The organism is Vibrio sagamiensis NBRC 104589 (assembly GCF_007990935.1).
In the GTDB taxonomy this organism is placed as follows: Bacteria; Pseudomonadota; Gammaproteobacteria; order Enterobacterales; family Vibrionaceae; genus Vibrio; species Vibrio sagamiensis.
Genome location: NZ_BJXJ01000001.1, coordinates 194,019 through 215,332, shown reverse-complemented (window position 1 = coordinate 215,332; position 21,314 = coordinate 194,019). Strand labels below are relative to the sequence as shown.

The 21,314-nt window shown below is 43.2% G+C and carries 18 protein-coding genes and 1 pseudogene; 12 read left to right on the top strand and 7 right to left on the bottom strand.

Annotated elements, in window-relative coordinates; translation table 11 throughout:
- Window positions 1-4: 4 nt before the first annotated feature.
- Window positions 5-319 carry a YqcC family protein gene (locus VSA01S_RS00880; protein WP_021708249.1) on the bottom strand — a complete coding sequence of 105 codons (315 nt, stop codon included), beginning with the start codon at window positions 317-319 and terminating at the stop codon, window positions 5-7.
- 76 nt (window positions 320-395) lie between these two features.
- On the opposite strand from VSA01S_RS00880, the gene VSA01S_RS00875 reads away from it, so the two are divergent.
- The 4 genes from VSA01S_RS00875 to VSA01S_RS00860 all read left to right on the top strand — a co-directional run bounded on the left by VSA01S_RS00875 (window position 396) and on the right by VSA01S_RS00860 (window position 2,633).
- Window positions 396-1,433, top strand: coding sequence for a DUF3549 family protein (locus VSA01S_RS00875; RefSeq protein ID WP_039979551.1), 1,038 nt, complete (start codon window positions 396-398; stop codon window positions 1,431-1,433).
- A 15-nt stretch (window positions 1,434-1,448) separates the two neighbouring features.
- On the top strand, window positions 1,449-1,748 hold the full coding sequence (locus VSA01S_RS00870; protein WP_039979550.1) for a DUF3301 domain-containing protein: 300 nt from the start codon (window positions 1,449-1,451) through the stop codon (window positions 1,746-1,748).
- A gap of 151 nt (window positions 1,749-1,899) precedes the next feature.
- Window positions 1,900-2,193: a hypothetical protein gene (locus tag VSA01S_RS00865; RefSeq protein ID WP_039979549.1), complete on the top strand. Its 294-nt coding sequence runs from the start codon at window positions 1,900-1,902 to the stop codon at window positions 2,191-2,193.
- Window positions 2,190-2,633: a YaiI/YqxD family protein gene (locus tag VSA01S_RS00860; RefSeq protein WP_039979548.1), complete on the top strand. Its 444-nt coding sequence runs from the start codon at window positions 2,190-2,192 to the stop codon at window positions 2,631-2,633. The genes VSA01S_RS00865 and VSA01S_RS00860 overlap by 4 nt, the downstream gene beginning before the upstream one ends.
- Window positions 2,634-2,829: 196 nt before the next feature.
- Here VSA01S_RS00860 and VSA01S_RS00855 read toward each other — a convergent pair.
- Window positions 2,830-4,421 (bottom strand): annotated as a pseudogene (locus tag VSA01S_RS00855) (AbgT family transporter).
- Window positions 4,422-4,798: 377 nt separating this feature from the next.
- Between VSA01S_RS00855 and tsaA the strand changes: the two are divergent.
- The 5 genes from tsaA (at window position 4,799) to VSA01S_RS00830 (ending at window position 8,656) form a co-directional block, all read left to right on the top strand.
- Window positions 4,799-5,494, top strand: a complete 696-nt coding sequence (gene tsaA / locus VSA01S_RS00850) for a tRNA (N6-threonylcarbamoyladenosine(37)-N6)-methyltransferase TrmO (RefSeq protein ID WP_039979547.1) — start codon at window positions 4,799-4,801, stop codon at window positions 5,492-5,494.
- 108 nt (window positions 5,495-5,602) lie between these two features.
- Window positions 5,603-7,318 (top strand): proline--tRNA ligase, encoded by a 1,716-nt coding sequence (locus tag VSA01S_RS00845; protein ID WP_039979546.1) that lies wholly within the window; start codon window positions 5,603-5,605, stop codon window positions 7,316-7,318.
- Window positions 7,319-7,475: 157 nt separating this feature from the next.
- On the top strand, window positions 7,476-8,144 hold the full coding sequence (locus VSA01S_RS00840; RefSeq protein WP_039979545.1) for a tellurite resistance TerB family protein: 669 nt from the start codon (window positions 7,476-7,478) through the stop codon (window positions 8,142-8,144).
- Between the two features lie 114 nt (window positions 8,145-8,258).
- Window positions 8,259-8,465 (top strand): YaeP family protein, encoded by a 207-nt coding sequence (locus VSA01S_RS00835; protein WP_039979544.1) that lies wholly within the window; start codon window positions 8,259-8,261, stop codon window positions 8,463-8,465.
- Entirely contained in the window at window positions 8,465-8,656 is a 192-nt protein-coding gene (locus VSA01S_RS00830) for a DUF4250 domain-containing protein (RefSeq protein ID WP_039979543.1), read from the top strand. The genes VSA01S_RS00835 and VSA01S_RS00830 overlap by 1 nt, the downstream gene beginning before the upstream one ends.
- An 85-nt stretch (window positions 8,657-8,741) precedes the next feature.
- On the opposite strand, the gene VSA01S_RS00825 is transcribed toward VSA01S_RS00830, so the two are convergent.
- The gene (locus tag VSA01S_RS00825; protein ID WP_039979542.1) at window positions 8,742-10,106 is read right to left on the bottom strand and encodes a sodium-dependent transporter; all 1,365 of its coding nucleotides are present in this window, start codon (window positions 10,104-10,106) and stop codon (window positions 8,742-8,744) included.
- Window positions 10,107-10,526: 420 nt separating this feature from the next.
- Between VSA01S_RS00825 and VSA01S_RS00820 the strand changes: the two genes are divergently transcribed.
- Window positions 10,527-13,070 (top strand): Ig-like domain-containing protein, encoded by a 2,544-nt coding sequence (locus VSA01S_RS00820; protein ID WP_039979541.1) that lies wholly within the window; start codon window positions 10,527-10,529, stop codon window positions 13,068-13,070.
- A 166-nt stretch (window positions 13,071-13,236) separates the two neighbouring features.
- Here the strand turns inward: VSA01S_RS00820 and VSA01S_RS00815 are convergent, their stop codons facing one another.
- Window positions 13,237-13,980: a YggN family protein gene (locus VSA01S_RS00815; protein ID WP_039979540.1), complete on the bottom strand. Its 744-nt coding sequence runs from the start codon at window positions 13,978-13,980 to the stop codon at window positions 13,237-13,239.
- Between the two features lie 228 nt (window positions 13,981-14,208).
- On the opposite strand from VSA01S_RS00815, the gene VSA01S_RS19895 reads away from it, so the two are divergent.
- The gene (locus VSA01S_RS19895; RefSeq protein ID WP_158000756.1) at window positions 14,209-14,385 is read left to right on the top strand and encodes a hypothetical protein; all 177 of its coding nucleotides are present in this window, start codon (window positions 14,209-14,211) and stop codon (window positions 14,383-14,385) included.
- 30 nt (window positions 14,386-14,415) lie between these two features.
- On the opposite strand, the gene VSA01S_RS00810 is transcribed toward VSA01S_RS19895, so the two are convergent.
- Window positions 14,416-14,895, bottom strand: a complete 480-nt coding sequence (locus VSA01S_RS00810; protein WP_039979539.1) for a GreA/GreB family elongation factor — start codon at window positions 14,893-14,895, stop codon at window positions 14,416-14,418.
- 76 nt (window positions 14,896-14,971) lie between these two features.
- Between VSA01S_RS00810 and VSA01S_RS00805 the strand changes: the two genes are divergently transcribed.
- Entirely contained in the window at window positions 14,972-16,897 is a 1,926-nt protein-coding gene (locus VSA01S_RS00805) for a RecQ family ATP-dependent DNA helicase (RefSeq protein WP_039979538.1), read from the top strand.
- Here VSA01S_RS00805 and dinB read toward each other — a convergent pair.
- Both dinB and VSA01S_RS00795 read right to left on the bottom strand, forming a co-directional pair.
- On the bottom strand, window positions 16,894-17,958 hold the full coding sequence (dinB, locus tag VSA01S_RS00800) for a DNA polymerase IV (protein WP_039979537.1): 1,065 nt from the start codon (window positions 17,956-17,958) through the stop codon (window positions 16,894-16,896). The genes VSA01S_RS00805 and dinB overlap by 4 nt on opposite strands.
- Before the next feature lie 209 nt (window positions 17,959-18,167).
- Window positions 18,168-21,308 (bottom strand): efflux RND transporter permease subunit, encoded by a 3,141-nt coding sequence (locus VSA01S_RS00795; RefSeq protein ID WP_039979536.1) that lies wholly within the window; start codon window positions 21,306-21,308, stop codon window positions 18,168-18,170.
- Window positions 21,309-21,314: the final 6 nt, after the last annotated feature.

Here is a 21,314-nt window from a genome sequence, read left to right as displayed (position 1 = left end):
AAAATCACTTACATAGTTGATCAATAGCACGAATCGTCATCAGTAACTCAGCGTAATGAGTTTCCTGCTTCCACGCTTCTGAAAAATAGGGCTCTAACAAAAAGCCTTTAGGCAAAGGTTGTTTTTCCTCGACCAAGCTTCGCATTTTTGCGATAAAAATCCACTGTAACCACTCATGTGGATGCAGGGTATCAATAGCAAAAGGCTCAACACTCAACAGCGCCTGCTGTTCGGGCTCATTGGTCTGCCAAAGTTGTTGCTGATGCAGTTGCTTTTCGAGTTGGTCCAATAAACGGCCTAACTGGATGTTTGTTTCCATTAATTCCACCTCAAACCTTGAATTAGCCAAGAATGATACCATTTCTTTTAAAAAGAACGTTAGGACGTCGTATTCAATGGAAAACATCCAAACTCTCACACAGTTACTCAGCAACAGCCAGTGTGAATACCAAATCTTTGATCTTGGTCGTCGCCTGAAAAACATCGACCCTGAAATATTTTCTCGTGTTGAACAAGGACAATCACCTTACCCATTCCCAATGCAACGTAAAGCACACTTAGCCATTGCTTATTGGAATGAAAAGAAGCAGCCTTGGATTTGGTTTTTAAAGTTTGAGCTTGATGAACGCGGTTTATTAAAACAAGCGGACATTGGCAATTTCATTAAATACGTCGTAGAAGCCATGGGGACACGATTGAGTGGAGAGCTATCCGAAGAGCAACAACAAAAGCTTTCTAATAACCCATACACGTTCAAACCTTCTGAAGAAAAAATGGCGGTTTTTCATAGCCAGATCCGCACTAATCTGAATTTACCATCCAGCCAGTACTACGAACATACTCAGCATTACTTTAGTGGTGGTTTGGGGTGGAATAACTGGCAAACGGTTGGGCTGCAAGGTATCGCCGACATTGCCACTCGCCTTAATCAAGAACACAATGCTGCCATGCTCTGCAAAGCGTTCAAACAGTTACCCAATGAACCTCTTTATGCCCTGCTTGGTGCGCTAGAGCATGTTACACTTCCAGCGCGCCTCGCAGAGCCAGTAATACAAAAAACCCAGCATGAAATTGACAGTCAAGAGCCCGATCTCTTTTTACTTTCTGCCTTAACTCGCGCTCTTGCTGGTGCACCAAGCGAATTGGCATTACCTGTCATTAGCACCATCTTAGACAGCCCTCGTTTAAGTCACCCGGAAGTACTGGTCGGCATCGCAGGTAGGACTTGGCATTTACTGGCACAAGCAAATACCGCTGAACAGTTCCTACTTCGTTTAGCACAAACAGGTAATCAAGCCTTATTTAACCAGTTGTTCGCTGATTTAGTCATGCTACCAGAATTACGTATGGTGTTGCTGCCTTTACTTCATACCAGTCCATCAGAAACGTTGGCAACTGCTCTCGCCAACCTTCAACAAGCCACTAAAAAGTAAGGCAAGGAGCTTGATGTGATCGAAGATTTATTTGCGATTATTGGCTTATGTTTGTTCTGTTTTCTATTCTGGCAACAACGACGTCAATCTGAGCTAGCAAAAGCAGCAATTGCTCGCAAGTGTGAACAATTAGATCTGCAACTGATCAGCACCGCTTTCGGGGCTCATAAAATAAAAACACCCGCAGGTAAATTACGCTGGCATACCACATATCAATTTGAATTTTCATCTTTAGGCGATGATTGCTACCAAGGTGAGTTGACCATGATCGGCTTTAGACCGGTTAATTTTCATCTTCCGGCACACCGAATGTAGGCCATACTTAAGGTTGAAATAAAGCGAGCACCCTTTGCATAAGCTGCGCCAAGGCATTAGGTATTGAATGTTTCACACCTCACGCAAAGTTAAGAGACATACCCAAGCAACCTCAAGATACTTGGATATAAAGAAGTAATAAGGATTCGATATGCTAACTCAAGATGTCACCCATGAGCTAGAAACAGTGATGACACAATTGCAGCAGCAAGGTAAAGAACCTACCGTTGCTTTAGTGAAAGCACGACTCAAAACGACTATTCCAATGCCAGCATTGATTACCGCAGTAAAAAGTTGGAAAAATGCTCAGCGCGTGCCAAAAGTCGAAGTGGCCCAACCTAACTCAACAGAGCAGGATAGACTGGCCCAACTTGAGACTACTGTTGCCAGCTTAATGATCAGAATTGAAAAACTTGAAGCACAACTGAACGAGAAAGCATCATGAAATTATGGGTAGACGCTGATGCGTGTCCTAAAGTCATCCGTGAAACCATTGTCCGTGCTGCAGAACGGACTGGGGTAGAGTGTACCTTTGTCGCCAATCATCTCATCCCTATTCCCAAGCGCGCAAATATTCATTCTCTTCAGGTTCCTGCTGGCTTTGATATTGCCGACAATGAGATTGTAAGACGAGTTGAAGCCAATGACTTGGTCATCACTTCAGACATTCCTTTGGCCGATGAAGTGATCGCCAAAGGCGCATTGGCTTTAAGTTCTCGCGGTGAGCTGTACACCAAAGACACCATAAAAGCTCGGCTCAATATTCGTGATTTTATGGATACGATGCGATCGAGTGGTATTCAAACTGGCGGCCCTGCAGCCCTATCTCAAACGGAACGACGTGAGTTCGCCAATCACTTAGATCGTCTTTTAGCCAAACGTTAGCCTTAATTAACTCGGATTAATAATTACTTATAAACTGATGCTGATAATCCGATGTTAATAAATCGATATTGATAAAAAGCCTGCGCTTATAAACGCAGGCTTTTTAAATGGTTGTTGCGGTGACAGCTAGATGATTTATTTAAATAGAGACTTTATTTAAAACGCTGTCACTGAAGCGCCCAATTTCTAGTCTGTTTTATCTCGCAGGATAATAGGTCGCAGCTTCTGGGCCAACAGGTAGACCAAAGACAAACACCCAAAGATAAAACAGCACACTCCAACCAATAATGAAACAGATAGAGTAAGGAAGCATTGTCGCAATCAGTGTTCCTATTCCTAAGTTTTTCACATAACGAGTTGCGACAGCTAGAATCAGACCAAAATAGCTCATCATCGGAGTGATAATGTTGGTCGTAGAGTCACCGATACGGTAAGCCGCTTGAATAGTCTCAGGTGCATAACCAACAAGCATCAACATTGGCACAAAAATCGGAGCCGTTACTGCCCACTGTGCAGAGGCAGAACCGATCATTAAGTTAATAAAACCACACATTAATATAAAGGCAAAAAACAACGCAGGTCCAGTCAAACCAATCGTTTGTAAGAAGTCAGCCCCTGCTACCGCGAATACTTGACCGAAGTTGGTCCACTTAAAGAAAGCAACAAACTGAGCAGCAAAGAAAACTAGGACAATATACATCCCCATTGATGACATGGACTTAGACATGGCATTGATGACATCACGGTCATTTTTCATCGTGCCCACGACACGACCGTAGACGAAGCCAGGTATAGCAAAGAACACAAAGATAAACGCCACAATACTTTTCAGAAATGGTGACCCTGACACCGTACCCGTAGCCGAACGCAGTACACCATCAGCTGGGACGATGGTCCAGGCAATTAAAGCTGAAACAGCCAAAACAGCAAGACCCGCAGCTTTCAGGCCTTTTTTTCTTGACCAGTAAGACCACCTAGCTTGTCTTTTGAAAGATCTTCAGACGCATCCTCTTCATTGTATTTGCCTAATTTGGGCTCAACAATCTTCTCAGTAACAAAAGCACCAGTAGTCGCAATAAAGAAAGTAGAAATAAACATAAAGTACCAGTTTACTTCTGGACCAACAGTATAAGTTGGGTCAATCATTTGTGCTGCGGTCTGAGTGATACCTGATAGCAATGGGTCAACTGTACCAATCAGTAAATTTGCTGAATAACCACCAGACACACCAGCAAATGCGGCAGCTAAGCCTGCAAGTGGATGACGCCCCAAGGAATGGAATAGCATGGCAGCTAATGGAATCAGCACCACATAGCCCAGTTCCGATGCCGTATTAGACATGATACCAGCAAAAACTACCGTTACAGTTACCATGCGCTGTGAAGCTCCCATAACTAACCCACGCATCGCAGCCGACAGTAGGCCTGAGTATTCAGCAATGGCCACACCAAGCATCGCAACCAACACAGTCCCTAATGGAGCAAAACCGACAAAGTTTTTCACAAGATTGGTTACGATAAGTTCTAAGCCTTGCGCATTTAAAAGGCTGACCACTTCAATCATGCCATTAGCGGCTCGACCAGGCGCACCTTCAGGACGAGGATCCACCACAGAGACCCCAAAAAAACCAGCGATGCCAGACATGACAATAATCGCTAAACAGAAAATCGCAAAAAGTGTGATTGGGTGAGGTAAAAGGTTACCCAAATACTCAACCGCATCAAGAAAGCGTGTAAATAGCGACTTCTTCGGAGCAGGTTGTTTATTAATTGAAGCAGATGATCCCATTTGTTCCCTCCTTGGTATTTACCACTGCATAATGTAAACAAAATGTCACAAACTTTTGCAGGGTACTTGAGCCGCACACTAAATCAAAGCCACAAATGTTACAATTGATTAATCATAGGCGATTTTTTAACCTTTAAATTGCAATTTAATAGATAAAACATCTAGATATGAATGGAAAAATAATCATTTAAATAATCAATATTAAAAATAAACAAACCAAAAAACAAAGTGACCCTATGCAATAAAGAAAACAAACCATGGTGAGAGTCGTCAGAAAAAGAGAAAATCACAAGAGTCGTCTTAAATTAGAGCAATCCTCTGAAAGAGCATTTATTATTTGAAGTTCAACAAAAGCAAGAGTGAAAAAGAAACAAACTATGTACGCAGTAGAGCCAATAGGATGGGTTGAAAGCCCTTATAAAGAAAAGTTTGCCGTTCCTCGCCAACCTCGATTGGTAACAGCAGCACGCTCACGTGTCAAACTCATTGGCAAAGCAAATTGTCCAGAGGCCGTACGTGGTTTGGAACAGTTTTCTCATGTATGGCTGTTGTTTTTGTTCGATCAAAATTTAGATGCTGGGTGGAAACCGACAGTGCGCCCTCCAAGGTTGGGGGGCAATGAACGCATCGGGGTCTTTGCTTCCCGTTCAACCTTCAGGCCCAATGGCATTGGTATGTCTGCTGTAGAAGTAAGAGGCATCAGTAAAAAAGGCGATCAGATTTATCTTGATCTTGGGAGTGTCGATTTAGTTGACGGAACACCTATCATCGATATTAAACCTTATATCCCTTACTCAGATGCTGTTGAAACGGCTGCGGGAGGCTACGCGGAAGAAGAACCACAAAAGACACAAGTTACTTTTTCATTATCGGCACAAACGGGGCTTGAACAACGCCAAGATGCTGAATATGTCACGGCTGTCATTGAACAAGTTCTGGCACAAGACCCACGCCCAGCTTATAAAAAAATGACGCGTGATGACAAAGAATATGCAGTAAATTTGTTCGATCTCAACGTTAAGTTCATTGTGAGAGATAACTTAATAACAGTAACTGCAATCGAAAGCTTTTGACAAAGGCATTTGACTGATATTATAGCAGGCTAACAGTTTCCCCCTCTGGGGCCTCATACTCCTGTCCATTCCGGCTTGAGTATTCACTTTAATAAACGGATAAATTTAATGCGTACCAGTAATTATCTTCTTTCTACTCTGAAGGAGACTCCAAACGACGCAGAAGTAGTAAGCCATCAGCTTATGCTTCGCGCGGGTATGATCCGTAAGCTGGCTTCAGGTCTTTATACCTGGCTGCCTACTGGTCTACGTGTGCTGCGTAAAGTCGAAAACATCGTTCGTCAAGAAATCGACAATGCAGGTGCAGTCGAAACTTTGATGCCCGTTGTTCAGCCGTTTGAACTATGGGAAGAGACAGGCCGTTCTGAGAAGATGGGTCCTGAGCTACTTCGCTTTACTGACCGTCATACTCGTCCGTTTGTTCTTAGCCCTACCGCTGAAGAAGTGATCACTAGCCTTGTGCGTAACGAAGTGAGCTCTTACAAGCAGCTTCCGCTAAACCTGTACCAAATCCAAACTAAATTCCGTGATGAGCGTCGCCCACGTTTCGGCGTCATGCGTGCGCGTGAATTCTGCATGATGGACGCATACAGTTTCGACATCGACAAAGAAGGTCTAGAGAAATCTTACCAAGCGATGCACGATGCTTACTGTAAAGCATTCGATCGCATGGGTCTTGAGTACCGTCCAGTACTTGCTGATTCTGGCGCTATCGGTGGTAGCGGCTCTCAAGAGTTCCACGTACTCGCTGAAAGCGGCGAAGACCTAATCGCATTCTCTACTGAGTCTGATTACGCAGCGAACATCGAAAAAGCAGAAGCGGCAGTGCCTTCAAGTGAGCGTGCTGAACCAACTCAAGAGATGACGCTAGTTGATACGCCAAACGCGAAAACAATCGCTGAGCTTGTTGAACAGTTCGACATGCCTATCGAGAAAACCGTTAAAACACTCTTCGTTAAAGCATCTGATGAAGTAGACGCAGATATCATCGCGCTTATCATCCGTGGCGACCACGAACTGAACGAAGTAAAAGCGGAAAACCTTCCTCAAGTTGCTGCTCCTCTAGAGATGGCTACAGAAGAAGAAATTCGTGCACTGATTGGCGCAGGTCCTGGCTCTCTAGGCCCAGTAAACCTTGAACTGCCATTCATTGTTGACCGCACAGTAGCTGTAATGAGCGACTTCGGCGCAGGCGCTAACATTGATGACAAACACTACTTCGGTATCAACTGGGGCCGTGACGTTGAGCTAGGCCAAGTTGAAGACCTACGTAACGTAGTAGAAGGCGATCCAAGCCCATGTGGTCAAGGTACGCTAATGCTTAAACGTGGTATCGAAGTTGGTCACATCTTCCAACTAGGTAAAGCTTACTCAGAAGCAATGAACTGTGGTGTGCTTGGACCTGACGGTAAGAATGTCATCCTAGAGATGGGTTGTTATGGTATCGGTGTATCACGTGTTGTTGCTTCTGCAATCGAGCAGAACCACGACAAATACGGCATCATCTGGCCTGACGCACTAGCCCCTTTCCAAGTAGCTATCGTTCCTATGAACATGCACAAGTCAGAAGAAGTGAAAGAAGCAGCTGAGAAGCTGTACGCTGAACTGACAGCTATGGGTATCGAAGTACTATTCGATGACCGTAAAGAGCGCCCGGGTGTAATGTTCTCTGATATGGAGCTTATCGGTATTCCTCACACTATCGTGATCGGTGATCGTTCAATGAAAGAAGGTAACTTCGAGTACAAGAACCGCCGCTCTGGTGAGAAGACAGCTGTTGCTATGGCAGACATCATTGAACACATTAAGGCTCAACTTCAGTAAGCTGCACAGAACACATAGTGCTGAATGCATAACGATGAAAAGGGTTGGTTTCGGTCAACCCTTTTTACTTTAAGGAAGCCTACAACATTCCACATCGTTAATCTTTGGTTCAGATTTATCAAATTATACTGGATTGAAACTCATGAGGAGGTCACCCATGGATCTAAAAAGTCTTCTTAACCAAGCACTCAAATCAGACCTATTTAAACAAGGTGCTGACGCGCTTGGTAAACAAACTAGCAATATCAAATCTTCATCAAATTCGAACCAGTTAAAAACACTTGGTGCTGGCGCAATTGGTGGCGGGCTTATTGGCATACTAATAGGCTCGAAGAAAAGCAAAAAGATGGCAAAAAAAGTGGGTTCTGGGGCTCTCAAGTTAGGCGGAGCCGCTGCATTAGGGGCAATGGCCTATAAAGTCTATAACGATTGGCAAGCAAAGCAAGATACCCAAGTAACTAATGAATCTTTCGATCCTAATGATAAAAATCATTCTAAGCTAATCCTCAAAGCTATGGTGGGTGCAGCTAAAGCCGATGGCCATGTTGATGAACAAGAAATGGCTCGCATCGAACAAGCCTTGACAGAAATGGGCGTAGATAATGACGTAAGGGAATTAATTGATCAAGAACTACACAAACCTCTCGATCCTGCAGAAATCGCACGACTTGCAAGCTCCCCTCAGCAAGCATCAGAAATTTATCTAGCGTCACTTATTGTAGTCGATGAGCAGAATTTTATGGAGAAAGCTTACTTACAAGAGCTTGCAAAACAGCTGAACCTTGCTCCAGGCGTTACCTCACAATTAGAAGCACAATTAGAGTGATATCTGTTTGCTCAGATTATTCGTAAATTTGAAGCTAGAGCAAGTAACTCCTTTGAGTTTCAAAACAGCTATGTGTATATTTGGCAACAGTAAACACGAACTGAAGGTTTAACCATGCAAGTATACAGCTGTTGTGATTTGGTACGTGGGCTCTATGCTCAAATCGGTAGTGGTGATCAAGCTTATATTCCTCACGCAATCTCATGTGCAGTGAAAGCACTAAACGATGTTGCAGCTGACAGCTCTCTATCCAGAGACGTTCGTGAAAAAGCTGCCTTTGCTGCGGCAAATTTACTAATTTCTGATTTTGAGGATAAATGATGAATCTGGCTAACTTTGAGTCTATGGATCCCATTATGCTGATGAGTATCGTCAATATGAAGTTACGTGACGACTTCAGTGGCGATCTGGATAAATTGGCTGCATTTTTTGATATTGAACGTACTGCCCTTGAAGAAAAGCTTGCAACAGCAGGGTTTGATTTTTTACCTGAGGCAGGTCAGTTCCGTTAATCGTGACGTATAACGTATAAAGCGAATAGAAAAAAGGGCTTGATGAATTATCAAGCCCTTGTCTTTTATATACCGAGTCAGCTTCTTAGCCGAAGGAAGCCCAGATAACTGTCGCGACCAAAATCGGACAAACGAACTTTACATATACTGGCCAGACTTTCCCAAACCAGCCTTGAGTAAACTCAGGACAACCTTGTTCAAGCTCTTTGATTCTCGAGTGACGGTTCCATACCCAGCCGCCGAATAGACAGAACAGTAATGCCGCTATAGGTTGTAGGTACTGGGTCGCGATAGTTGCAACCATGCCAAAAAGTGATCCAAAGTTAAAGATAATAACGATACTGAATAATGCAATTAAGCCACCCAGTGCCCAGCTTGTTGTGCTTCGCTTGGTATTAAATCGTTCACCAACTAGCGCCACCGGACATTCAAGCATCGAGATTGAAGATGTTAGGGCCGCAATCGTCAATAGTAAGAAGAACACAATGGAAAAGATTTGCCCAAGCACACCCAGGCTATCAAACATCAGTGGTAGAACAGTAAATACCAAGGTGTCTGAACTTAATAGTGAGCCATCTTCTGCATAGATTTGAACACCTTTTTGCATTGCAACGAACATCGCTGGCATCACCACTAGACCAGCAATAAAGGCAACAGCAGTATCGACTATCGTTACGTTCATCGCCATCTTCGGTAGGTTCTCTTTCTTACTCAGGTAAGAGCCATAGATAAGCATCGAACAGCCACCGATGGTCAGAGAGAAGAAGCCTTGTCCCATCGCGGCTAGGATAAGCTTACGATCCCATATTTTTTCGAAATCAGGTACTAGGTAGTGCTTCAAACCTTCCATTGCACCGTTTTGTGTCATGATATAAGCAAACAACAAAGCAAATAGTACAAAAAGAGCAGGCATTAGACGTGTAGACCACTTCTCTATTCCTTGCTTCACACCACCTTGAACAATCAAAATAGTCAGGACATAAAAGCTTATTGTGCCAAATACATTACGTTCAACACTGAAACCTTTTAACCACTGTGTTGTCGTTTCCATCCCCATAAGATCAGTAATGGCACTCAACATAAAGCAAATTAGCCAACCACCAACTATCGAGTAGAAAGCTAGCACTGCACTCGGTACGCTTAAGCCTATCCAGCCAACGAAACCACCAAGCTTTTTGCCTACAGCATTGTTCGTCAGAGAACGCATACTGTCGACTGGGTTAGCTTGACCATGGCGACCAATGGCCATTTCAACCACCAGCATCGGGAAGGCAACAATAAGGATCAATATTAAGTAAACCAATAAGAAGGCACCACCACCATTGCTTGCGGTTTGGGTAGGAAAGCCCCAAATATTACCCAAACCAACTGCGGCGCCTGCTGCTGCTAAAATAAATCCAAGACGTGAGCCAAAATGCTCACGAGGCTGAGAAGAAGTTTGTTGTGTCATACCACTTATACACATCAGTGAACTAGTTGGCTAGTACGGTACAGTAATATCAATAAAGCCGCAACTATATATACCCAAGTAACCTCAAGATGCTTGATTCAGGGCGAGTGAGGTTACTTGAGTATAGTGGCTAATTCTTCATTATCGTTTTAATCCATCAAACGTTACTGCCTAGCTATCTAAATTCATTCTTTTCTTCTCAGCGATGGAGGTTAACTAGCAAATGTGACTCTAACCTAAGAAAAATCCGCAAAGATAACAACCCTCTAATTCCCAGTGTGATGAGCGGTTCAAAACAAACAATTTCATCATAGTGATACTTTTATTAACTCCAATATTATCCTGCCATGTGCAATTATCTTGAGCGATTTATTTGTTTGTTTGATGTTATTGAGCCTCATACTGGCTCGGGAGAGAAAAATGAAATTAACGTTCTTGCACGGTGCGATAATTGCGGCACTGAGCGCCAGTTACCAAGTCCATGCCTATCCCTGTGACACATTACCTTATTGGGATAAAGTTGAGATTTATACTTCTGGCGATAAAGTTCAAATACAGGATAATGCTTATGAAGCAGCACACTGGACCAAGGGCAAAAATCCTGTCGAACATTCAGAGCAATGGGGCGAATGGAAAAATCTTGGCCAATGTGATGACATAGGCGGAAACCTCCCGCCGAGCGTTTCTTTTTCCTCTCCAACCAACAACGCCATTGTTCCTGAAGGCAGCTTAATTACGCTGCTCGTCGATGCCGATGACAAAGATGGTCAAATCACTCAAGTAGAGTTTTTAGCTGCCCAGCAGTCGATTGCAGTTGTAACTAAAGCCCCTTTTAGTGTTGACTGGACAGCCATCGAAGGCATCTCTCAATTAACGGCAATAGCGACAGATGACCGAGGCTCAATGACCAAAGCCTATATTGCTATTGAAGTTCAACCACAAACTGAATTACTTCCTCCAAGCATCTCTCTAACTAACCCTACGAGCAGTGAGGCACCAATAGCAGGAGATATTATTTTACTAACTGCGCAAGCTGATGACTTAGATGGCTTAGTAACACAAGTGAAGTTTTTTGTTAATAATCAATCCATTGCTATTGATACTGATGCTCCATACGAATTTCTATGGACAGCTCAAGCTGGTAATCATCAAATTAAAGCACAGGCAACCGATGACTCTCAGCTATCGACCTTTAGCCAAGAAGTCTCACTCGTCGTAGCTGAGGTAAACTCTCGTGGCTGCAGCGATGCTGTCCCCTACACTTCAGGCAATCGATATGAAGCAGGAACGTTGGTGTCAAACCTCAACCAAAAATACCGCTGCGACATCGCTGGCTGGTGTTCTTCTGGTGCCGCTTGGGCTTATGAACCAGGTGTTGGTATGCATTGGCAAGACGCTTGGACAGGCCTAGGGGCGTGCACAACCCCACCAGAAGTGACCATGACTTCACCCACAGCAGGACAAATCTTGCTGGCAGGTACAAGCACTGAACTGACTGCCGATGCTCAGGATGCCGATGGCCATATCACTCAAGTTGAGTTTTTTGCAAATAATTCAAGCCTAGGGGTCGCCTCTCAAGCCCCCTATTCGGTCACTTGGAATGCAACGCGAGTTGGTGAAAATCAACTAAAAGCCGTAGCAACAGACAATGACAATAACACATCAGAATCTTTAGTTAACGTGACGGTCAGTGACCAAGACTTAGTGATTTCATTAACATCACCAAGTGCAGGCCAAACAGTGGGCTTGGGCAAAAATCTTGCTCTGAGCGCTGACGCAACCTCGCTGACTTCTGGTATTAAACACGTCGACTTTTTGGTCAATGGGACAATCATCGCAACCGATACAACAGCGCCATACTCAGCCAATTGGACACCCGCCGCTATTGGGAGCTTTACAGTAAGTGCTCAAGCAACCGATCTTGCTGATACAACTGCCCTCTCCGATGCTGTTTCATTGACGGTGGTTGAACAAACCGAGAAACGCCATAAACTGATCGGCTACTGGCACAACTTTGTCAACGGTGCTGGCTGCCCTATGCGATTAGCCGATATGTCAGATGCTTGGGATGTCATTGATATCGCCTTTGCAGAAAATGACCGTAATAGTGATGGCACGGTGCACTTCAATCTCTATTCTGGTGATATCTATAGTGATTGCCCAGCATTAGATCCTACGCAATTTAAGCAAGATATGGCCGCACTCCAAGCCAAAGGCAAAAAGTTTGTGTTATCTCTTGGTGGCGCAGAGGGAACCATTACCTTAAATACCGATCAAGATGAAGAAAAATTCATCTCAAGTCTGACCAATATTATTGCAGAATGGGGCTTTGATGGTTTGGATGTCGATCTAGAGAGTGGTTCAAACCTTCTGCACGGTTCTCAGATTCAAGCCCGTCTTGGCCGAGCTTTACTGCAAATTGAGCAAAACATGGGCGGTGATATGTACCTAACAATGGCACCAGAACATCCTTATGTACAAGGTGGTTATGTGGCTTACAGTGGTATTTGGGGCGCCTACATTCCTCTAATTAACGAAACACGCAGCACGCTCGATCTGCTTCACGTTCAACTTTACAACAATGGCGGACTACCTAACCCATATTTGTCAGGCTCAGCACCTGAAGGTTCTGTAGATATGATGGTTGCCCAATCAAAAATGTTAATCGAAGGCTTTGAGTTGGCAGATGGTACCATGTTTGAACCATTGCGTGATGACCAAGTAGCCATTGGCTTGCCATCTGGCCCAAGCTCAGCCAACTCAGGCCAAGCTCCTATTCAAAATATTCTCGATGCGCTAGATTGTTTAACCAAAGGTACGTCATGTGGCACGGTGAAACCCGCGTTTAACTATCCAAATTATGCTGGGGTTATGACATGGTCCATTAATTGGGATGAGCATGATGGGTTTAATTTTTCACAGCCTGTCGGTGATAAGCTCACTCAAATGAATGCCCAAGACTAATACGAACGGCCATTGAAAGAGTAATAACTCTTGTAGATAACCACGAAACAAAAAAGAGCGCCGAATCATTGGCGCTCTTTGCTTAAACTCAGTGATATCGCTCTGAATCAAGCGCTTTTAAGTCACTTGGGTGGATGTTTTGAAAATGGGATTAACCGATACAGAACTAGATTATGAAAACTTGATAGTTTTTCAGTTCTGGTATTTTCTTGTGTAGCTCCTGCTCTTGTTCTGCGATACCATCAAGTGAATCACACAAGCTTTTTGCTTTCTGCTCCATTTCTTTTGAATGTTCCGATAACCTTTGCTCTACTTTTGCTTGTAAAGAAGACAAGCTTTTGGACAACTCTGTTAAATTAAGACCGCCATCTTCTTTCATTTTCACCGATAGCGCTTCAAATGCACTGCCCAGAAACTCACTGCTAAACAACGCTTGAGCCTTCTCTAAATCCTTTGACCAAGATTGCATCATCGAATCAAAGCTTTCAGCAGGAAGGATAAAGTCACCGTCTTTAAAATAACGCGCTTCCACATCCTTAAAGAACTTGTTTGCGGCTACTTTAACGTTATCAAAAGCAGCCGGGGAATCGATACTCTGTGCAATGTCGTCGATAATATCATTAGCTAATGCAAGACTTTCATCAGCGAGATGTTTCGCTTGAGGAATATACGAATTGAGCTTTTCACGATAGCTTTTTATCGCTTCTTTCTGGCTTTCATTTAAAGTGATCAATTTACCATCAATGAGCAAATCATCGTTGTTATCCACTCTAACTTTCTCACCATTGGTCTTAGTGATCTCTAACGCTTGACCATCTAAACGGACTTCATTTTTAATATCCACATGGCACTGGGCGGTTAAACCACTTGCACTAAACATCAATAAAGAAAGGGGAAGTAATTTATTCATTCATTCATTTCTCTTTGTTTTAGAGGAGTGGCACATTAAAGCAAGCTCAACAAGATCCACTCCTAAATGATACCGCTACACTGATTTGTGTATACCCAAGGTCGTAAACGCTCACCTGGACACTGCTTTCATTCGCCGCTTATCACTATCATGAAACAGCATAATAACTATACCCAAGTAACCTCAAGATGCATGTTCAGCGAGTCGGCCTAAGCTCTAGGCGCGGCAATGATTCGAAGATATAGTGGTTCTACATTGAGAATCGTTAACAAAGTCTTAGAGCTAGGGACGCTCGCCCTTTGGGAGCGTGTCACTGAGCAGGCTTCTTACGTCAGACTACTTGGAAAGAGCCTGCTATTCCGCTTCGTTGTCTTCCTTGAATTCAACTCAGTGACCTCGCTCTGAATAAAACATCATGAAGTCACTTGGGTATATTTAGCAAACCTTAATTAATTCATAGAACTGGACATCGCCTGCTATATTCACTTCAAACTCATCACTTTCGCGTTTGCCCATCAAAGCACGGCCAAGCGGCGAATGAGGCGTAAGCACAAATACGGTTTTCTCTTCATGCTCAACTTTCAAACCACCCGCACATGGTCCTATAAAAAATACTTTTTCGCAATTGTCTTCATCTTGTAGCTCAACATAAGCTCCAACAGAAACGGCCAAATCAGTAAATGAGCGCACCGATAATGCACGGTACTGGCGAAGTTCTTCTTCATTTTCATGTAAGCGCATTGCTTGACCATGAGCAAGATAAGCCGCTTCTAGTGCAAGCGTATCGTATTTATGCTCAGGGACTGTTTCTTCATTTGTTGCTGCATCAACAGCACGCTGAGTCGAAGCGTAAGTAACCTGCCGCTTATGCTCAAGGTGTTGAATAATTTTTTGCACTAGCTCGACTTTATTCATACTTTTTAGAAACGCGTTCCGCAGTAAATCTGTGTTAATGTATCAAAGTTTACCATTAAACTAAGGCTGCCTTACAATGCAAAGTAACCCACTCCTTCAGACTCTCCAGTCTACTTTTGGTTTCGATTCACTTAAAAAAGGACAAGAGTCGGTTATTGAAGCAGTCATGAACGGGCACTCCGCTGCGGCTATTTTCCCTACTGGCTCAGGGAAATCTCTTTGCTATCAGTTGCCTGCTCTCCATCTGCCCGATTTAACCTTGGTCATTTCACCACTACTGGCCTTAATGAAGGATCAATTACAATTCTTACAAAGCCGTGGAATTGCCGCTGCTGCGATTGAAAGTGCGCAAAGTAGAGAAGAAACGCAGCAAATTATGCAAGCGGTGAAAAAAGGACAGATAAAAATTCTGATGATTTCAGTCGAGAGGCTTAAGAATGAGCGCTTTCGTCAATTTATCCGCCAAGTTCCCATCTCCTTGATGGTTGTTGATGAGGCACACTGCATATCTGAATGGGGGCATAACTTTCGCCCAGACTACCTTAAATTGCCTCAATATCAGCAAGAGTTAAACATTCCGCAAGCGTTACTGCTCACCGCAACCGCTACACCCGATGTGATCAAGGATATGCAGCAAAAGTTTCATATCGCCAGTGAACATATGACCATAACCGGTTTCTATCGGTCAAATTTAGATATATCTGTCATACCATGTGAAGAAGCTCACAAGCAAACTCGACTTGGTGAATTGATCACAGGCGACCCCAAGCTTCCTTCGATTGTTTATGTGACACAACAACAAACCGCAGAACAAATAGCCAGTTTCCTGATCCATTTAGGCATCAGTGCTCATGCCTACCATGCAGGAATGAAGCACGAAATACGGGGAAAAATTCAACAACAATTTATGACCAACCAAATTGACTGTATTGTCGCAACCATCGCCTTTGGGATGGGCGTCGATAAAGCCGATATCCGCCGAGTCATTCATTTTGATTTACCCAAATCGATCGAGAACTACGCTCAAGAAATTGGTCGAGCTGGACGCGATGGGCTGCGCTCAGAGTGTATTCTGTTGGGTAACACTGCAGGTTTAACCGTATTAGAAAACTTTGTTTATGGGGATACGCCAGAACCCAGTTCGATCGACTTCGTCTTAGAACAAATCAATCAGCACCCTAACCAGTGGGAAGTGATGACACAGCGCTTATCGCGCGACAGTAACATTAGACAATTACCCCTCAAGACATTATTAGTCTACCTTGAACTGGCACAAGTGATACGGGCAAAATACAGCTATTTTGCAGAATATCGCTTTAAGTTCCTTCGTGAAGAGTCATTTATTGTCCATCAATTTGAAGGAGAACGTCGCCACTTTGTTGAATCCATCTTTCATTGTTCAGCCAAAGCAAAGGTTTGGTGCCAAGTTGACATGAATGCTTTGTGGGAACAATTTCAAGCAGAGCGAAGTCGCGTTATTACTGCGTTAGATTATTTTCATCAACGCGGTTGGGTCGAACTAGAAAGCAAACAGCTAACCGACGTATACTCAGTTCAATCTGATGTTAAGCCCACTACTGATCTTAGCCAACATCTGGTTTCACTGTTTCAGGCCAAAGAAAAGAAAGATATTGACCGTATCCACGCTATGTTGGCTCTATTCCAATCCTCAACGTGTTTGAGCCATCAACTTGCTCACTATTTTGCTGACCATAATGCACCATCGAAGTGTGGTCATTGCTCCGTATGTCGAGGACAAGTCGCTTCTTTCCCACATCCACAACTTGAACTGCCCTCAACGACCGATTTAGCCGCTTGGATTAATGAGTATACTGAGCTCTCTCCTACGACCATCAGTCATGCTACGGTAGCACGCTTCCTTTGCGGCATTAGTACCCCCATGATCACGAAGCTCAAGGCTAATAAATTAAAAGGCTACGGGAGCATGGCTAACGTCTCTTTCGAACAAGTAATACAACAAGTCGAAACAGCCCGAACCTAAAAGAAACTGAGTTGTTTTGCCTGCTCTTCGGGTTTAAGCATCACACTTAAGCCCAATAGACGAATTTCTCGGCCCTTTTGTCGTTGCAAAATAGTACTAAGCAGAATTTTAAAATCTTCTAGCTCAAGCTCTGGATGCACATGCTCAATCGTGGTTAATTGAAAATCAGCAAACTTAACCTTAATTCCTTGTTTTATAATGCTCTTACTCGGACTGACTTTTTCTAAGCGCAGTTTCAGTTCGGGGTACAGTTTGTCTTCAATCACCTGCCAACATTGGTCATAGGTCTTAATATTTTTGCTAAAAGTACGCTCAACACCGACTGATTTACGTTCGCGTTCAACCTCAACTGTTCGCTCATCAATACCATGACTGCGCTTCCACAGCGATGCACCTTGACGACCAAACTGACGCAATAGCTCACGATAATCGGCATTTTTAATGTCTTCACAAAGGTAAAAGCCCGCTTTATGAAGCTTCTCTAAACTGACTTTACCTACCCCAGGGATTTTCTCTAATGGAAGCTTATCTACGACTTCTTGTACCCTATCCGGAGGGATAACAAACTGTCCATTAGGCTTATTCATATCAGAAGCCACTTTAGCTAAGAACTTAATCGGGGCAACACCAGCTGAAGCAGTCAATCCTAGCTCACGTTGGATATCAGCGCGAATCGATTCCGCAATCAAAGTCGCCGAACCTCGACAAGCCATCGAGTGTGTCACATCCAAATACGCTTCATCCAGAGACAGAGGTTCAATAATGAGAGTATAACGTTCAAAAATCGCTCTGATTTGTTGAGAAACTTGCTTGTAAACTGCCATGCGACCGGGGACAACTTGCAAATTAGGACACAGCTGTCGTGCCCTAGCTGTTGGCATAGCACTGCGTATACCAAACTTTCGAGCTTCATAGTTACACGTACTAACCACACCCCGTTGTTTTTCATTCCCTCCTACGGCAAGGGGGATGCCACATAGACTCGGATTGTCACGCATTTCGACTGCGGCATAAAAGCAATCCATATCAACATGAATGATTTTTCTGACTTGTTCCTGCACGCCTGATACACAAAATACTGTTCAAAAAAACAGTATAGCGCAAGTTTAAGCCTGAGGGTATATCCAAATCATTGCCAATTATATCGAGATAACAATATATCTCTAAGTCAATTGTAAGATAATGAATATATAGACTTAAATAAAAAATAACGCTACGTAACCGCAGCGTTATTTATTGCAACATCAACTCTTTGTTGCGTCAGTTTGATTTACTTCGTTATTTCGGTACTTGTGCTAACTTCATCTTTCAGCTTCTTTTTGCGGGTAAAAATACGTTCCACAATAACAAAGAATACTGGAATAAAGAAAATGCCCAAGAAGGTCGAACTTAGCATCCCCCCAAGAACCGCAGTACCGATCGCATTCTTACCACCAGAGCCAACACCAGTACTGATCGCAAGTGGTAAAACACCGAGACCAAATGCTAATGACGTCATGATAATAGGACGTAAACGAACACGCACTGCATGCAACGTTGCTTCAACTAGTCCGGCTCCTTTTTCGTAGTATTCTTTGGCGAATTCAACGATCAAAATGGCATTCTTAGTTGCAAGTCCCACTGTAGTTAATAAACCAACTTGGAAGAATATATCGTTTGCCATAAAACGACCACTCATAGCAAGAACTGAGCCTAAAACCCCTAATGGCACGACTAAAATAACCGCAAATGGTACCGACCAACTTTCATATAACGCCGCCAATACAAGGAATACTACTAGGACAGAAAGCGTATAAATGACTGGCCCTTGGTTACCGGATAGACGTTCTTCATAAGATAAGCCATTCCATTTAACACCAAAGCCAGGTGGTAATTGCTTAACCATTTCTTCAATATCCAACATTGCTTGGCCAGTACTATAGCCAGGAACAACTTCACCACTGATATTCACAGAGGATACACCATTAAAACGCTCTAAAATTGGGGCCACATTATGCCATTCACCGGAGGCAAAAGCAGAGAATGGTACCATTTCACCTTTGTTATTTCGTACATGCCAAGTATCAAGATCGCTTGGCTTCATACGATACTGAGCATCCCCCTGAATTAATACTTTCTTAACACGACCACGATCTATAAAGTCATTAACGTAAGAGCTTCCCCAAGCTGTTGTTAAAATTTGATTCACATCTTGTATATTAATACCCAAGGCATTTACTTTTGCCTGATCTATATTGATCTGATAGGCAGGTGTATCTGGCAAACCCGTTGGGCGTACAGCAACAAGATTAGGGTTTTGACCCGCCATATCCAACAACTGATTTCTTGCTTCAATTAGCTTTTCATGTCCTTGGCCACTTTTATCCTGCAGATAAAAATTAAAACCACTTGATGCACCTAGCTCTAAAACTGCTGGAGGAATGACTGCATAAGCAAGAGCTTCATGTATTTGTTGGAAGTACGCCATAGAACGACCAACGACAGATTTTACATCTGTGCCTGGTTCCGTACGTTCAGACCAATCTTTTAAGCTAACAAAATATAACCCCATATTTTGACCAACAGCACCACCCATACTCATGCCAGAAACTGTAAAAATACTTTCTACGGTATCTTTCTCTTGTTCAAGGTAGAAGTCATTAACTTTATCCATCACTTTTTGAGTCTGATCTAACGTTGAGTTTTCAGGTAACACAGTCATACCAAACAAGATGCCTTGATCTTCTTCTGGTAAAAACGAAGTTGGCATTTTAGTAAACATCCAACCAACTGCTACAGAAAGTGCTAAAAAGATCAACATTACTCTGACAGAACGCTTGATCATCGATGCAACACCGGACTCATAGCGCTGAGTAAAGCGATCAAAACTACGGTTAAACCAACCAAAGAAACCTTTTGATTCGCCATGATTCACGGGCTTAAGCATCGTCGCACATAAAGCTGGAGTTAGTATCAGGGCGACAAATACCGAAAGAGCCATAGCAGTAACAATAGTGATTGAAAACTGACGATAAATAACCCCTGTCGAGCCTGACATAAATGCCATTGGAACGAAAACTGCTGATAGAGTTAGTCCAATACCCACTAAAGCACTAGTAATTTGATCCATCGATTTACGAGTTGCTTCAATAGCATTCAGCCCTTCCTCATGCATGATCCTTTCTACGTTTTCCACAACAACGATAGCATCATCAACCAGCAAACCAATCGCTAAAACCATTGCAAACATGGTCAGCATATTGATAGAGAAACCTGCAAGAGATAAAATCGCAAATGTCCCTAAAAGTACTACAGGCACAGCAATAGTTGGAATTAATGTTGCGCGGAAATTCTGTAGAAACAGATACATGATACAAAATACTAGTATGACTGCTTCAAAAAGAGTGTGCACAACACCTTCGATTGACTTTTCAACAAATGGTGCCGTGTCATAAGGATAAACTGCTTCTAATCCTTCCGGGAAAAAAGGCTTGAGCTCCTCAACTTTAGCTTTTACAGCTGCTGTGGTTTCCAGAGCATTGGCACCGGCAGCCATTTTGATTCCCACACCAGTTGCTGGTTTGCCGTTATAAAGTACTTTAGCTAAATAGTTTTCCGCACCAAGCTCAACACGAGCCACATCAGCTAGAGTAACTGATGCTCCAGAGTCATCTGATTTGAGAGTAATCTGCTCAAATTCCTCAACTGTTTGAAAGCGACTTTGCGCTGATACCGTTGCATTAAGCTGCTGGCCTTGTATAGACGGAGAGGCACCTAACTGACCAGCAGAAATTTGAACATTTTGATTCTTAATTGCGTCAACAACATCAATACTGGTTAAGCTATATTTGGTTAACTTATTAGGGTCAAGCCAAATTCGCATCGCATATTGATTGCCAAACACCACAATCTCACCCACTCCAGAAGTTCGGCTTAATTGGTCAGATATATTAGAACTGATATAGTCACCGATATCAGTTTGTTCCATTGAGTTATCTGGCGAATACAAGCCAACTACCATTAAAAAGGACCCACTGGATTTATTGACTTTAACCCCTTGTTGCTGCACTTCCATTGGTAACAAAGGCATTGCAGATTGCAGTTTATTTTGAACTTGCACTTGAGCAATATCTGCATCAGCTTCCGCATTAAAGGTTAAAGTAATAGTTACCATACCAGAGCCATCACTGCTTGATGACAAATAGCGTAAGTGGTCAATACCAGTCATACGTTGCTCAATGACTTGAGTCACCGTATCTTCCATTGTTTTTGCATCAGCACCTGGATACATGGCGCTGATCACAATAGTCGGTGGAGCAATATTAGGATATTGAGATACTGGCAGCTTGATAATAGACAGGATACCAGCGAGCATCACAATTATCGCGATCACCCAAGCAAAAATAGGGCGATCGATAAAGAAACGAGCCATATAATT